The sequence below is a fragment of the Flagellimonas sp. genome (assembly GCF_965233845.1).
Lineage (GTDB): Bacteria > Bacteroidota > Bacteroidia > Flavobacteriales > Flavobacteriaceae > Flagellimonas.
Map to the genome: position 1 here is coordinate 1,685,460 of NZ_OZ247584.1, position 14,651 is coordinate 1,700,110.

The 14,651-nt window shown below is 42.4% G+C and carries 13 protein-coding genes; 6 read left to right on the plus strand and 7 right to left on the minus strand.

The genetic code is table 11. The features are described 5' to 3' along the window. The first annotated feature begins 21 nt into the window (after positions 1-21). From ACO6S0_RS07315 to ettA, 3 genes are all read left to right on the plus strand, one after another. The gene (locus ACO6S0_RS07315) at positions 22-1,005 is read left to right on the plus strand and encodes a Gfo/Idh/MocA family protein (RefSeq protein WP_422351333.1); all 984 of its coding nucleotides are present in this window, start codon (positions 22-24) and stop codon (positions 1,003-1,005) included. Between the two features lie 73 nt (positions 1,006-1,078). Further along, positions 1,079-1,255 carry a CAL67264 family membrane protein gene (locus tag ACO6S0_RS07320; RefSeq protein WP_202619517.1) on the plus strand — a complete coding sequence of 59 codons (177 nt, stop codon included), beginning with the start codon at positions 1,079-1,081 and terminating at the stop codon, positions 1,253-1,255. Positions 1,256-1,288: 33 nt separating this feature from the next. Then, a complete protein-coding gene (ettA, locus tag ACO6S0_RS07325) occupies positions 1,289-2,980 on the plus strand; it encodes an energy-dependent translational throttle protein EttA (RefSeq protein WP_422351334.1) in 1,692 nt (563 codons plus the stop codon). A gap of 15 nt (positions 2,981-2,995) precedes the next feature. Here ettA and ACO6S0_RS07330 read toward each other — a convergent pair whose 3' ends face one another. Then, a complete protein-coding gene (locus tag ACO6S0_RS07330) occupies positions 2,996-3,679 on the minus strand; it encodes a hypothetical protein (RefSeq protein WP_422351335.1) in 684 nt (227 codons plus the stop codon). A 66-nt stretch (positions 3,680-3,745) separates the two neighbouring features. Beyond that, positions 3,746-4,519: an MBL fold metallo-hydrolase gene (locus ACO6S0_RS07335; RefSeq protein WP_422351336.1), complete on the minus strand. Its 774-nt coding sequence runs from the start codon at positions 4,517-4,519 to the stop codon at positions 3,746-3,748. A gap of 169 nt (positions 4,520-4,688) precedes the next feature. On the opposite strand from ACO6S0_RS07335, the gene ACO6S0_RS07340 reads away from it, so the two are divergent. After that, a complete protein-coding gene (locus ACO6S0_RS07340) occupies positions 4,689-5,576 on the plus strand; it encodes a hypothetical protein (protein ID WP_420399440.1) in 888 nt (295 codons plus the stop codon). A gap of 73 nt (positions 5,577-5,649) precedes the next feature. On the opposite strand, the gene fumC is transcribed toward ACO6S0_RS07340, so the two are convergent. Further along, the gene (gene fumC, locus ACO6S0_RS07345; protein ID WP_422351337.1) at positions 5,650-7,047 is read right to left on the minus strand and encodes a class II fumarate hydratase; all 1,398 of its coding nucleotides are present in this window, start codon (positions 7,045-7,047) and stop codon (positions 5,650-5,652) included. Between the two features lie 140 nt (positions 7,048-7,187). On the opposite strand from fumC, the gene ACO6S0_RS07350 reads away from it, so the two are divergent. After that, positions 7,188-7,361, plus strand: coding sequence for a hypothetical protein (locus ACO6S0_RS07350; RefSeq protein WP_422351338.1), 174 nt, complete (start codon positions 7,188-7,190; stop codon positions 7,359-7,361). Between the two features lie 40 nt (positions 7,362-7,401). Here ACO6S0_RS07350 and ACO6S0_RS07355 read toward each other — a convergent pair whose 3' ends face one another. The 4 genes from ACO6S0_RS07355 to prfB form a co-directional block, all read right to left on the minus strand. Next, a complete protein-coding gene (locus ACO6S0_RS07355; protein WP_422351339.1) occupies positions 7,402-9,873 on the minus strand; it encodes a TonB-dependent receptor domain-containing protein in 2,472 nt (823 codons plus the stop codon). Positions 9,874-9,974: 101 nt separating this feature from the next. Continuing rightward, positions 9,975-10,460 carry a hypothetical protein gene (locus ACO6S0_RS07360; protein WP_422351340.1) on the minus strand — a complete coding sequence of 162 codons (486 nt, stop codon included), beginning with the start codon at positions 10,458-10,460 and terminating at the stop codon, positions 9,975-9,977. Between the two features lie 44 nt (positions 10,461-10,504). After that, positions 10,505-10,849 (minus strand): arsenate reductase (glutaredoxin), encoded by a 345-nt coding sequence (gene arsC, locus ACO6S0_RS07365; protein ID WP_422351341.1) that lies wholly within the window; start codon positions 10,847-10,849, stop codon positions 10,505-10,507. A 69-nt stretch (positions 10,850-10,918) separates the two neighbouring features. Continuing rightward, positions 10,919-12,014 (minus strand): peptide chain release factor 2 gene (prfB, locus tag ACO6S0_RS07370; RefSeq protein WP_422351342.1). Its coding sequence is split into 2 segments (ribosomal slippage): positions 10,919-11,950 and positions 11,952-12,014, totalling 1,095 coding nucleotides; the frame shifts between segments, so codons are not numbered across the junction. 82 nt (positions 12,015-12,096) lie between these two features. Between prfB and ACO6S0_RS07375 the strand changes: the two genes are divergently transcribed. After that, entirely contained in the window at positions 12,097-14,499 is a 2,403-nt protein-coding gene (locus tag ACO6S0_RS07375; protein WP_422351343.1) for a zinc-dependent metalloprotease, read from the plus strand. The last annotated feature ends 152 nt before the right edge of the window (positions 14,500-14,651 follow it).

Genomic DNA, 14,651 nt, shown 5'->3' on the forward strand with positions numbered 1-14,651 from the left:
TAATCATTACTTTTGATCTCTATGGATTCAAAGATAAAGTGGGGCATTATTGGCCCAGGGAACATTGCCAAAAAATTTGCATCGGATTTACTTTTGGTTGAAGATGCTGAGATAAGTGCGGTAGCATCGAGAAGGCGTGAAAAGGCAGAAAATTTTGCAAAAGAGTTTAATGTGGAACACGTCTTTGATAGTTACGAAGCACTATTTGCCTCCAAAACTGTGGACATTGTTTATATAGCCACGCCCCATAACTTCCACAAAGATTTGTCTATTCAAGCCATGCGTCATGGCTTGGCTGTGCTCTGCGAAAAGCCAGCTGGAATCAATCAAGGAGAGGTTCAGGAAATGATACAGGTGGCACAGGAGAACCAGGTATTTTTTATGGAAGGATTGTGGTCACGTTTTAACCCCTCCATCCAAAAGGTAAAACAACTGGTGGATGAGGGTAGTATTGGGGAACTGGGCTATCTGCATGCAGATTTTGCCTTTTACGGTTTGGATCGCGATGCTGATTCTAGGGTATTGAACCCAAACTTGGCATCCGGTTCCTTACTGGATATTGGAATTTATCCCATTTTTTTAGCCTATCTCCTCATGGGCAAACCTAATGAAATTCATGCTGTTTCCAATTTTCATCCGAATGGAACTGAAGTGCAGACCTCTATGATTTTTCAATATCCCAAAAGCCAAGCTGTGTTGTATAGTGGAATTAGTAGTAATTCCAAAATGGAGGCGGAGATATCGGGAAGTGAAGGAACCTTGTTTCTTAAGCCTAGGTGGCATGAGGCCTCTGCTTACACTATCGATAAAAAAGGAGTGCAGGAGACCGTAGAACTTCCTATCCAGGGCATCGGATTTGTTTATGAAATTGAGCACGTACATCATTGCTTGCGTAAACAGTTATTGGAGAGTCCTTTATGGTCTCACCAGCATAGTATGGACTTGGTGAAGCTTATGGATACCATCAGACAAAAAGCAGGGATCAAGTTTCCTTTTGAAGCTTAAACTTGACCCTTGTCATTTTGGGTTCTTACATTTTTTACGATATTTGATTTTCTACTGAACTAATGATATGGGAATGAACAAAAATACGGTGCTGGCCTGGGCCACATGGATTATGATCTTGGTAGGTTTGGGTATGATCGCACTTGGGGCTTTTAAATATGATGAGGTAGCAGGTTACGGATTTGCTTCCGTTGGTATAGGATTCTTTGCTATTGCATGGGTCTTTAACGCGCTCAAAGGCCGAGTTTAATTTCCTTTTTTACATAATTCTAATAACAACCTAATGTCAGACGATAAGAAGGTCATTTTTTCAATGTCCGGGGTGACCAAGACTTTTAAAACGGCCAATACCCCAGTTTTAAAGAATATATATCTCAGTTTTTTTTACGGCGCCAAGATTGGAATCTTAGGACTTAACGGTTCGGGAAAATCCACCTTGCTGAAAATCATAGCTGGGGTGGACAAGAACTACCAAGGCGATGTGGTTTTCTCTCCGGGTTATACAGTAGGGTACTTGGAACAAGAACCGCAACTGGATGAGGAAAAGACCGTTCTTGAAGTCGTGAAAGAGGGAGTGGCCGAAACGGTTGCCATATTGGACGAGTACAACAAGATCAACGATATGTTTGCGTTACCGGAAGTCTACGAAGATGCGGACAAGATGCAAAAGTTGATGGACAAACAGGCTGCCCTCCAAGATAAAATTGATGCTTCCAACGCTTGGGAACTGGACACCAAATTGGAAATAGCCATGGACGCCTTACGTACTCCGGAATCGGATAAAAAGATTGGGGTACTTTCTGGTGGGGAGCGCAGAAGGGTTGCCCTTTGCCGATTGTTGTTGCAAGAACCGGATGTATTGCTTTTGGATGAGCCTACCAACCACTTGGATGCTGAATCAGTCCATTGGTTGGAACACCATTTGGCCCAATACAAGGGAACCGTTATAGCGGTGACCCACGACCGTTATTTCTTGGACAATGTAGCAGGTTGGATTTTGGAATTGGATAGGGGAGAAGGCATCCCATGGAAAGGAAATTATTCCGGTTGGTTGGATCAAAAGGCCAAGCGTCTGGCCCAAGAGAGCAAGCAGGCATCCAAACGACAAAAAACCTTGGAGCGCGAGCTGGAGTGGGTGCGTCAAGGGGCCAAAGGAAGACAGACCAAACAAAAGGCCCGTCTAAAGAATTACGACAAGCTTTTAAGCCAAGATCAAAAACAACTGGAAGAAAAGTTAGAGATCTATATCCCCAATGGCCCCAGGTTGGGTACCAATGTAATTGAAGCAAAAGGGGTAAGCAAAGCTTACGGCGAGAAACTGCTATACGAAGATTTGAATTTCAATTTGCCCCAAGCTGGAATTGTAGGCATCATTGGCCCCAATGGGGCTGGTAAGACCACTATTTTTAGGATGATCATGGGCGAAGAAAATCCGGATAAGGGCGAATTTTCGGTGGGTGATACGGCCAAACTGGCCTATGTGGATCAAAGCCATTCCAATATTGATCCCGACAAAACCATTTGGGAAAATTTCAGTGATGGTCAAGAACTGGTGATGATGGGAGGAAAGCAGGTAAATTCTAGAGCCTATTTAAGCCGATTTAATTTTTCAGGTAGCGAACAGAACAAAAAAGTCAACATGCTTTCGGGTGGGGAGCGCAATAGACTTCATTTGGCAATGACCCTCAAGGAAGAAGGAAACGTATTGTTATTGGATGAGCCTACCAACGATTTGGACGTTAACACATTAAGGGCTTTGGAAGAAGGATTGGAAAATTTTGCTGGCTGTGCCGTGATTATTTCCCACGATAGATGGTTCCTGGATAGAATTTGTACGCATATCCTTGCTTTTGAAGGAGATTCCCAAGTGTATTTCTTTGAAGGTTCCTTCTCTGATTACGAGGAGAACAAAAAGAAACGCTTGGGCGCGGATATCATGCCCAAGCGTATCAAATACAAAAAGTTGATTCGATAGAATCAACCAACGGATTTACTGTTCTGATTCCAAGCTTTTAAGTGCCCGCTGGAGTAGATTTTTGACATCTTCCAAATAGGCTTTTTGATGGTGATCCAGACTATTGGGGTTGTTTTCCTTTTCAGGCGAACTTTGTTGGAAGCCATTGGTGAATTGAACCAAATCTGAAATTGCTTTTTCCGCTCTGGTCAATTTATCATTGGCATGTTTATCAAAAACCTTGAGCATTTCCTGCTCCATGGAATCCTTATCTTCTCCAGAATCGGCATAAGCTTCATGCTCCAAGGTGGTATCGGCACTATCCTCAACCACAGTATCGGGCACAACGCCCAGCGTGCATTCATCCAGAATGGTGATCAGCTCATTGATCAATCCCATGGATTTCTTGGAAAAAAAGCGTCCAGCATCCCAATCCACAGGTTCTATGGCCTTGTTGAGTGCTTCAATGGCATCCAATCTTTTATCCTCGGATTTAGCACAAGCGCATTCTGCCATAAAACTCTCAGATTTTTCCAAGGCAATCAAAGCTCTTTCGGCATAATACATTTGATGTTCAAAATTGGTTGCGCCCATGGCCTTTTTGGTATGGCTTAGTCCATAGGTGATTTTGGCATAAAAATTATCACACTGATTGGAAAAGGAAAAATGCACCATTAAAAGGCACACTAGGGCAAACAACGAGGAGTGTTTGTTGATCATGGTTAAGTACTGATTTGGGTTGGTACTCTAACCTTAACGAAATTTGGGCTTCAATATTTTATGGAATTAAAATTCATCATTGGGGTACCAGTCCAATTGCACTACCTCAATGTTTGGATTTCCGTTGTTGACAATGGTCTTAAACATTTTCACGTCGCTTACGTTGGGTCTGCCCCTGTAGTGATATGGATAGATCTCTTTAGGCTGAAACTCTAAAACAGCATCTGCCGCGCTGTAAACGTTCATGGTATATGGAAGGTTCATGCATACAAAGGCCTTATCAATATTTTTTAAAGCCCTCATTTCAGGGATATCTTCGGTATCCCCAGAAAAATAGAGCCGTTGCCCTTCCATGTCAAGCACATAGCCGTTGCCTCTACCTTTCGTATGAAATTTAAGGGCTTCTTGGCGAAGATTATACATGGGTATGGCCTCCACGGTAATTCCGTACCGTTCTTTGGAATCCCCATTGTGCAATACATCGATTTGGGGGGTAAATTCTTGGGGCATCTTATCAGCTACGGCTTGCGGTACCATAATCTTGGCTTTGTGCGTATCCAGTTCTTGTATGGTCTCCAAACTAAAATGGTCTCCATGGATATCTGTAATAAGAATGAGATCAGGGAGTTTTTGGCCTTCAAACGCTTTTTTGCCACCCACCGGATCAATATAAATTGTGATTTCGTTCCATTCCAAGACTGCCGTTGCATGTTCGATAGGAATTATTTTGACGTCCTCTGTTTTCGGTTTTTCCACAATCATAACACTTTGCCCAAATGATTCAGCGTCAATCAGGCTTAAAAAAAGGAAAAGTACGAAGGGTGTTAATAAATTTTTCATGAGACAAAATTTTAGAAAGCCCTTTAAAATTAGTACATCCAGACTATATGTCCATATTTTTTTAACATTGTTTAGATACAAATGATCCAAATCAAAAACTATAGCGTATATAACTCAGAACGCAATTGATCAAAACACTTAATAGCAAGAATCAATTAATTTAAAAGTTATGACTGAAACAAAAAGTAACAACGGATTAAAGGTAATCGCAGGTTTGTTGGCTGTGGTTCTTTTGGGAACCATTATCTATACGGTTAGCCTTTACCAGGATAAGAAAAAAACCACTACTGCTTTAACGCAGGAGAAGGAGTTGGTTGTAGAGGATTTGAACAACCTAAAATCTGAGTACGACAAAGCAATTTTGGAAAGCAACGCTACCAATGAGGAATTGGTTGCCGCTCGTGACAACATTGCTAAATACATTGATTCTGTACAAGGAATGAAAGCTGATATTGCTTCGCTTTCAAGATACAGAAGACAAGTAAGTGTACTTAAGGCTGAAAGAGAAAAATTATTGAAGCAAGTAGATTCTTTGACTACTTCCAACACCTTGTTGGCCATGCAAAGAGACAGCACTTTTGTAGAGTTGGAAAAGCAAACCGTATTTAACGATTCTTTGGTAGTACAGAACACTCAATTGGCCGATGCCGTTGAAAGAGGTTCTGCACTTAGCCTTTCTACTTTTACGGTTGACGCCGTAAGGGAAAGAAACAGCGGTAAATTGGTTTCTACTTCTAGAGCAAAGGCTACAGACAAGTTTAAAGTTTGTTTTACTGTTGCCGATAACGTAATTGCCGAAGCGGGTGACCGTGAGTTCTTTATTGAGGTATTGGATCCCCAAGGAAACGTATTGGGAGATAGCTTCTCCAAATCCAGCGAAGAAGGTGCTTCCATCACCTATAGCAAAGGAACCAACTTTTACTATGAGAACAGCTCTTTGGATGTATGCGATTACATCAATAAGCCAGCTTCCGATTTCCAAAAAGGAAACTACATGGTAAATGTATATGATAACAAGCTGAAGCTTTTGGGAACTTCCAAATTTGCTTTAAAATAGTATACACTATCCACATTTCACAAAAAAGCCCGATCTGTAATGGATCGGGCTTTTTTATTGGGTTGGCATAAGATTATTTCAAACTGCCAACCATATCTTCCGGTTTTACCCAAGCATCATATTCTTCTGGTGTAACGTATCCAAGGTTAATGGCTTCCTCCCTTAAAGTGGTGCCATTTTTATGAGCGGTGTTAGCAATTTCTGCCGCTTTATAATATCCAATTTTGGTGTTTAGTGCGGTAACCAACATCAATGAGTTGTTCAATAAAGTCTTAATGACTTCATGATTCGGCTCAATTCCAACTGCACAGTTCACGTCAAAACTTACACAGCCATCTCCAATGAGTTGGGCAGATTGCAAAATGTTTGCCGCCATCATGGGTTTAAAGACGTTCAGTTCATAATGCCCTTGCGTACCACCCACGGACACCGCAACATCATTACCCATTACTTGAGCGCAAACCATGGTCAGTGCCTCACATTGGGTAGGGTTAACCTTTCCGGGCATAATGGAGCTTCCCGGTTCATTGGCAGGAATAATAATTTCTCCAATACCCGATCTAGGTCCGGAAGCCATCATTCGGATATCATTGGCAATTTTGTTCAGGGAAACAGCCAACTGTTTCAAAGCGCCATGGCTCTCAACGATGGCATCGTGTGCAGCCAGGGCCTCAAACTTATTCTCGGCCGTTTTAAAAGGTTGTCCGGTAAATTCTGCTATGTATTTGGCTACCAAAACATCATACCCTTTGGGCGTATTCAATCCGGTTCCAACAGCGGTTCCTCCCAAAGCAAGCTCACTTAAATGTTCCAGTGTATTCTTTAAGGCCTTCAGCCCGTGGTCCAATTGCGAAACATAACCGGAAAATTCCTGTCCCAAGGTTAGGGGAGTGGCATCCATCAAGTGTGTACGTCCAATTTTGACCACATCCTTGAACTCCTTGGATTTTTTATCCAAAGTATTCCTTAATTGTTCTACCCCGGGGATGGTTACCTCTACGATTTTTTTATAAGCCGCAATATGCATTCCTGTAGGGAAGGTATCGTTGGAGGATTGACTTTTGTTGACATCATCATTGGGTTGAATGGTTTTTTCTCCTTCACCAATTTTCTTACCAGCAATCTCATGCGCCCTGTTCGCAATCACCTCGTTCACATTCATATTGCTTTGGGTTCCAGAACCGGTCTGCCAAATGACCAAGGGAAATTGCCCATCGTGTTGCCCAGCCAGGATTTCATCACAAACTTGGCCAATCAAATCCCTTTTGGATTCAGCGAGAACTCCCAATTCATGATTGGCATAGGCAGCGGCTTTTTTCAAATAGGCAAAGCCGTATACCACTTCCAAGGGCATGGAGGCAGGGGCACCAATTTTAAAATTATTACGGGAACGTTCCGTTTGGGCTCCCCAATATTTGTCAGACGGGACCTTGACTTCGCCCATCGTATCTTTTTCAATTCTGAAACTCATTTTTGCTTTTTTAAGGATATGCAAATTTAGGGGTTCAGTCATTTATTTTATATGACTTATGCCCAAATCAACATTTTTTGAATGCAGATTTGTTTTTTTTGACGAAATGAAGGTATCTTTGCCAAACAAAAGCAAACCACATGTTCGAATTTGACCAATATTTAGGATTTCTGGCATTTTTAACCATTTTGACCATCGGGTTTTGGTTAATGATTTTCTTGTTGACTTTTGTGGTGCCTTACTGGTTAATTGGCAATCTTAAGGAAATGTACCAGGAAAGGCGCGAGGCCAAAAAGGCCAAAGCCGATAAATAAGGTTCTCCCAGAAACGCCGTTGTCGTTTAGCCAAATTTTTTTAGAATTCGCCCTCATCCTCACCGTTGCTCCTTTGGTTGTTGCCCTGCCTTCGTTCTTTAGGTTGGTTAAAACGATAAATCAAGGAAAGATACAATTGACGTTTTCTCCATTGAAATTCGCTGTCCGAAGTAAAGAATGCAGTTTCGGTAAATGATTTTCTCCTTCTTGAATTGAACACATCACTGACATTGGCCGATATGGTGGCGTTGTCCTTAAAAAGATCTTTGCTCATGGCCAGGTTCATGGAATAAATACCCTTGGATTCTGTCTGGGCATTTTTTCGTGGTCCCATGTAAAATGAATTGACCTGTAGGTCTATTTTGGGAGGCAAAGTGAATTTTGAACTGAAACGGGCAAACCAGCTTGTGTTCTGTGCGCCATAGTCCACATTGTTAAAACGTCCTTCGGAATTGAACCTGAAAAAATTAAAACTGCTGTTCAACCGTAACCATTTGGCAGGATTGTAAATCGTTCCCGCCTCGGCACCCATCCGCTCATTGGTTGAAAGGTTTATCGGAATCGAACGAATAATCCGTATGCCGTCCGAGGTCACCTCCCCAGTTTCCTCTTGGACCCGATCAAAAGAATTGGTCTCCCTCTGGTAATAAATGGAAGATGTGAAAGTTAGCTTGCCCCAGCGTTTCAAGTAGCCAAGATCAAATGCATTGGAAAACGCAGGATCCAAATCAGGATTTCCCTGAAAGACGTTGGTTCGGCTGGAGCGTGAAGGAAATGGGTTGATGAACCAACCCCTGGGTCTGTTAATTCGTCGATTATATCCCAACGAAACATTCTCTGCCTCCGAAATTTCCAAAATCAGGTTGAGGGTTGGGAACAGTCCCAAATAATTCTTATCAAAATTAAGGTCCACATCCACACCGAGCATTTGCTCAAGGGCCTGGCTATCAATATCCGAATCCACCGATCCTTTCATTTGTGTATTCTCCAGCCGAAGTCCTAACAAAAAGGAGAACTTGCCAAATTTGTTGCCATATTGTGTGTAGAGGGCATTCACATTTTCATGATAGGTAAATGTGTTGGTCAGGTCGCGGTTGATTTCAAAGTTCCCTGTGTTTTGGTTGAGGGTGTCCAGTTGATAATCATTGGTTTCTTTTTCAAAATTTCCACGGTAGCCCGCTTCAAATTGGGCCTCGCCCATGGGGAGCACATAGTCTATCTGGGCCAGAACATCATCTTGGGTCTCTGATTCAATGATGTCTTCACGAGCCAGCAAGGCACTGGTGGGAACCACCCTGTCCTCGTTGATCTCGGTCAAAATGGATTCATCATCATAGGAGTACTGAAAATCCGCAGTTAATTTGTGTCCGTTCTTGTTTATGTTGTTGGTGTAGTTAAAAGAGACCTGGAAACTGTTGTCATCTTCTCCTTGATTTTCACTTCTAAAGGTTTGGCTTTCCATGTTGGAACCTGTAAAGCGTTGGTTATTGTTCTCTGTGAGGTCGTTTTCATCAGAAATACGATAGAAAAAACTGCCGGTCACTGAAGACTTTTGGTTAAGGAAATATTCCATTCCCAGATTGAGGTTAAAGCCATCGTCATTTCTGCTGATATCCCGATTTTCAATGATTCTATCATAAAGTCCTTCGGAATAGGTGTTGTCAAACAATCCGCCACCAGGAGATTCCCTATGGAAATAACCCAAGGTATTGAATATGTTGAACTTATCGGTTCTAAGATTGAAGTTGGTGGTTGCCCTGGCGTTGAACGGGTAACCTATGGTACCGTTGATTGATCCGTTCATCCCAAGTGTCTTCTCTTTTTTGAGGACAATGTTGAGTATTCCGGCAGTACCCTCAGCATCATAACGGGCCGAAGGACTTGTAATCACCTCTACTTTTTCAATAGCGTCTGCAGGAAGTTGCCTTAGCGCATCTGTAGAGCCAAACCCTGCTAGGGCAGAAGGTTTTCCGTTAATCAGGATCCTTACGTTATCGTTTCCCCTAAGACTAATGGCACCCTCTACATCCACAGCCACAGAGGGAATGTTATTGAGGGCATCACTTACATTTCCCCCACTTGTTGTAATATCTTTTCCAATGTTATAAACCTTCTTGTCCAGCCTGATCTCCACTGTGGTTTTTTCGCCAATAACTTCCACGTTTTCCAGTTGTGCAACGTCTGGTTCCAGGGCAATGGAACCCAAATCGGTGGGCGCATAATAACTTTGATTGTTTAAGGAGTAGGTGTTGAAGGAAATGAACTCGACCCGCACATTATATTTCCCAGGCATTACTTTGAGTTGAAAAGTGCCGTGATCGTCTGTAATTCCTCCGGTAACCTTACTGGGATCATCAACTTCTTGCATCACAAAGGTGGCATATTCCAGTGGCTGTCCGGAATCTTTGTCGATTACCTTTCCGGTAATTGCTATTAAAGCTTTCTCTTGTTTGGTTTGGGCCTTGATCGAAAAAATGGCCAACAAAAATAGTGGGAGGATAACCCTGTGCATTGCTAAATTTTAATGCAGCAAACTTGTTGGGAAAATATGGAAGAACAAAAATAAAATCTCCCAACAGCTCAAAAGGCCCCACCAATGACCTTAAAAATTTGTTAACTTTTTTTCTTTTTCCGTTTTGGTTTTTTCTTCTTTTTGGCCTTGAATTTATTTTTCTGCAGTTCTATATAGGCCAAGTACTTATCTTCCGGGAGGCCCGCCTTCATCTCCGAATCTTGGCGTTCCTTTATTTTTTCCACTTCTTCCCTCATTTTTTCAGGCTCCAGCTCTAAGATTTGAAGCTCAATTCGTTGCTGAACAGATTTGACCAATGTGGTTCTCACTACGGCAACTTCAAAAGGGTCCAATCCAAGTTCTTCGGTAATCTTGGGCATTTCAAGGTCCACAATTTCTTCTGCGGTAAGCGGGTCAGCCTTTTTGGGCGGTTCGGCCGCCTGCGGAATCGTACTGCGCTGTCTACCGTATCTACTACCGTAGCCATAGCCATAAGGACTTCCGTAGCCATATTGCGCTACCAAATCATTTACGCAGAACAAGCCCAATAACGTTGCCAATACATATAAGGTTCGTGTTTTTTTCATAATCAAAAACAGAATTGTTTATCGTTGTTTTTCAATGGATTACCCTAGCCCAACAAGATACTAATTTTATCTGCAGGTCTTCCTATGACCGCCTTGTTATCTTTTACAATAATAGGTCGCTCAATCAATTTTGGATATTGTACCATAGCATCAATGATTTCAGAATCCGTGAGATTTTTACCCTTGAATTGTTCTTTCCACACTGCTTCGTTTTTTCGGACCAATGCCTCTGGCGAAATACCCAAATAACCAATGAGGGTTTCCAATTCTTCTCTCGAGGGAACTTCTTCCAAATACCGTACCACTTCAAAGGATTCGCCGCTGTTTTCCAAAAACTCCAATCCTTCACGCGACTTTCTGCATCTAGGGTTGTGATATATTTTTATCATCTCTTTTTGCAATTAACAATTAACAATGTACAATTAGCAATTTGGTTTCTATGTTTCTAACATCTAACACTACTCCTCTTTCTGCCCCATCATCATTAAAAAGGCCTTCAAAAAAGGATTGATTTCCCCATCCATTACCGCATCTACATTTCCTGTTTCTTCGGAAGTACGTACATCCTTGACCAATTTATAGGGGTGCATCACATAATTTCGGATTTGTGATCCCCATTCAATCTTCATTTTGGATGATTCAATCTCCGCTCGGGCCTCCTGTTTTTTTCGAAGCTCAATTTCGTATAATTGGGATTTCAACATTTTCATGGCTGTGGCGCGGTTATCGTGTTGCGATCTGGAATCAGAACAGGAAATTTGAATTCCGGTTGGTTTGTGAACCAGTTGTACCTTGGTTTCCACCTTGTTCACATTTTGTCCACCAGCGCCGCTAGATCGTGCTGTTGTGATTTCAATATCTGCAGGGTTTACCTCAATTTCAATAGTGTCGTCCACAAGGGGGTACACATATACAGATGCGAAAGATGTATGTCTTTTGGCATTGCTATCGAATGGGGATATACGCACCAAACGATGCACCCCATTTTCGCCCTTCAACCATCCAAAAGCAAACTCCCCCTCAATTTGGAGTGTTACCGTTTTGATTCCGGCCACATCCCCTTCCTGATAGTTAAGTTCCTTGACCTTGTATCCATTTTTCTCACTCCACATTAAGTACATGCGCATCAGCATGGATGCCCAATCACAACTTTCTGTGCCGCCTGCGCCTGCCGTGATCTGAAGTACTGCGGTAAGCTCATCTCCTTCTTCGGAAAGCATGTTCTTGAACTCGAGGTTTTCTATGGATAACAGGGCTTGATTGTATTGTGAATTGACCTCCTCTTCTTCAACTTCCCCAGCTTGAAGAAACTCCATCAAAACTTCCAAATCACCCACCAAAGATGTAGCGGAATTGTAATCCTCCACCCATTTTTTCTTGGATTTCAAGGCTTGCATTTGTTGCTGTGCTTCTTGGGGATTGTCCCAGAATCCGGGAGCTGCGGTTTTCTCCTCTTCGTTTTCTATTTCGATGAGTTTGGCATCAATGTCAAAGATACCTCCTTAACGCGCCAAGGCGTTCAATAAGATCTTTTTGCTGATCTGTGGTAATCATAGAATTTATTTCAGGCAAAAATAAGGTTTCAATGCAGTCAGGCAACGAAATTTATATAATTTTAGCTAGAACTAACTCAGATATGAAAAATTACATTTTTGCTCTCCTCGCGATTGCCGTTTACTCCCAATTTTCAGTTGCCCAAAATTTTGAAAAAACCAGGGATTACCAAAAGTTCAATGGGTATTTCAATTTTTATTACGATGATGCTTCCGACAAGATTTTTCTTCAAGTGGACGAGCTTGAAAAGGAATTTCTGTATGTGTATTCCTTGAGCAGCGGAATAGGAAGTAATGATATAGGCCTGGACAGGGGACAACTGGGAAATGAACAAGTGGTCCTTTTCAAAAAAGCAGGAAACAAACTTTTGCTGATCCAACCCAATTTGACTTTTAGGGCCATTACAGAGAATGAACTGGAGCGCAAGTCCGTGGAACAGGCTTTTGCCAAATCCGTGCTGCATGGATTTAAAATAGAGGAAGAATCAAAAGGGAGTTATTTAATAGATATGACCGATTTTTTGATGCGAGATGCCCATGGGGTTTCTGGAAGATTGAAAAATACCAAACAAGGTTCTTATAGTTTGGATAAATCCAAAAGTGCCTTGGCCTTTGAGCGCACAAAGGCCTTTCCAAAAAATGTGGAATTCGATGTAACCCTAACATTTAAGGGAAATGCAGAAGGAGATTGGATTCGTTCAGTTGCCCCAAACCCTTCCCTGGTCACAGTGGCACAGCACCATTCCTTGATCGAATTGCCGGATGACAACTATCAGCAAAGGGTATTTGATCCCAGAAGTGGTTCTTATCCGTTTTCCTATTATGATTATGCCACTCCCGTGCAGGAGCCTATCTTAAAAAGGTTTGTGACCCGTCATCGATTAAAAAAGAAAAACCCCAATGCGGAGGTGAGCGAAGCCGTTGAACCCATTGTATATTATTTGGATAATGGTACCCCAGAACCGGTACGTTCTGCACTTTTGGATGGGGGTCGTTGGTGGAACCAAGCCTTTGAGGCCATAGGGTATAAGGATGCTTTTCAACTTAAAATTTTACCCGATGATGCGGACCCCATGGACGTAAGATATAATGTGATCCAGTGGGTACACCGATCCACACGGGGTTGGAGCTATGGTAGCAGTATTACCGACCCAAGGACGGGAGAGATCATTAAGGGGCATGTAAGCCTTGGCAGTTTACGGATTCGCCAAGACTTCTTAATAGCCCAAGCCCTGATGAACAAACCCTTTTCCGAAAGGGACGATAACTATCAGCCCATGCTGGAAATGGCGCTTGCAAGAATTCGTCAGTTATCTGCACATGAGATTGGACATACCTTGGGATTTGCGCATAATTTTGCCGCCAGTACCAACAACAGGGCGTCGGTAATGGACTACCCCCATCCCCAATTTGAGCTGAAGGATGGAACTATCGACTTTTCCAACGCCTACGATACTGGCATAGGAGAGTGGGACAAGGTAACCGTTGCCTACTCCTATACTGATTTCCCAAGTGGTACAGATGAACGCGAAGGACTTAATGCCATTTTGAAAAAGGCCCAAGATGATGGCCTACGGTATATATCCGATCAAGATGCCAGACCCAGGGGTGGATCACACGCCCTTGGACATCTTTGGGACAATGGCAAAAATGCCGCCCAAGAATTGGAGAAGGTAATGGAAATCAGGAAAACAGCGATTTCCAATTTTTCCATGGATAACATTCGAACCGGGGAACCCAATTCGGTTTTAGAGGACGTCTTTGCCCCCTTATATTTCTTTCATAGGTATCAAACGGAAGCTGTTTCCAAGCTGATTGGCGGGTTGGATTACAATTATGCCACCAAAGGAGACGGGCAACATACTGTTCGCACTATCAGCGCTGCCAGACAAGAGAATGCTTTGGAAACCATCCTTACTACCTTGAATGCCAAAAACATAGCCTTACCAAAAGATAAACTGGAATTATTTCCTCCCAGGGCCATTGGATATGGAAAGACCAGGGAGTCCTTTAAGGGTAGAAGTGGAGTTGCCTTTGATGCGCTATCCGCCGCCGAAACTGCTGCAGATATGACTTTGGGATTGCTCTTGCATCCTGAAAGGGCTTCGCGCCTCATCCAACAAAAAAGTCTTGATAAAGACCAATTAGGTTTGAATACTGTTTTGGAAAATACCATTCAAAAGACCTTTGATGAATCGCATCGTGACCCCTATTTGCATGAGGTACAGCAAACCATCAACTTTAGGGTATTATATCATATCATGAATTTGGCCGCCAGCAAGGAGGTGCATCCACAAGTAAATGCCATCGCCAATGAAGCGCTAAAGAGTTTAAGGTCCTCCCTGTTAAGCAAAGGAAAAGGCACTATTGCGGCTGAGACAGTGAGGCGTATTGATGCCTTTATGAACGCTCCGTCCAAGTTTAAACTGATTGCAGTACCCAAAATTCCTGATGGTTCTCCTATTGGAATGGATTGTTTTCATTAAATGGTTAAGAGTGAAAAGTTAAGAGTTAAGAGTTATGTAGATTGGATAGCTGATAGTGACACATAGAAAAATTACCTTTTAACCATTAACCATTAACCATTAACCATTAACCATTAACCATTAACACAAACCACTAGCAGTGAACAAATAAT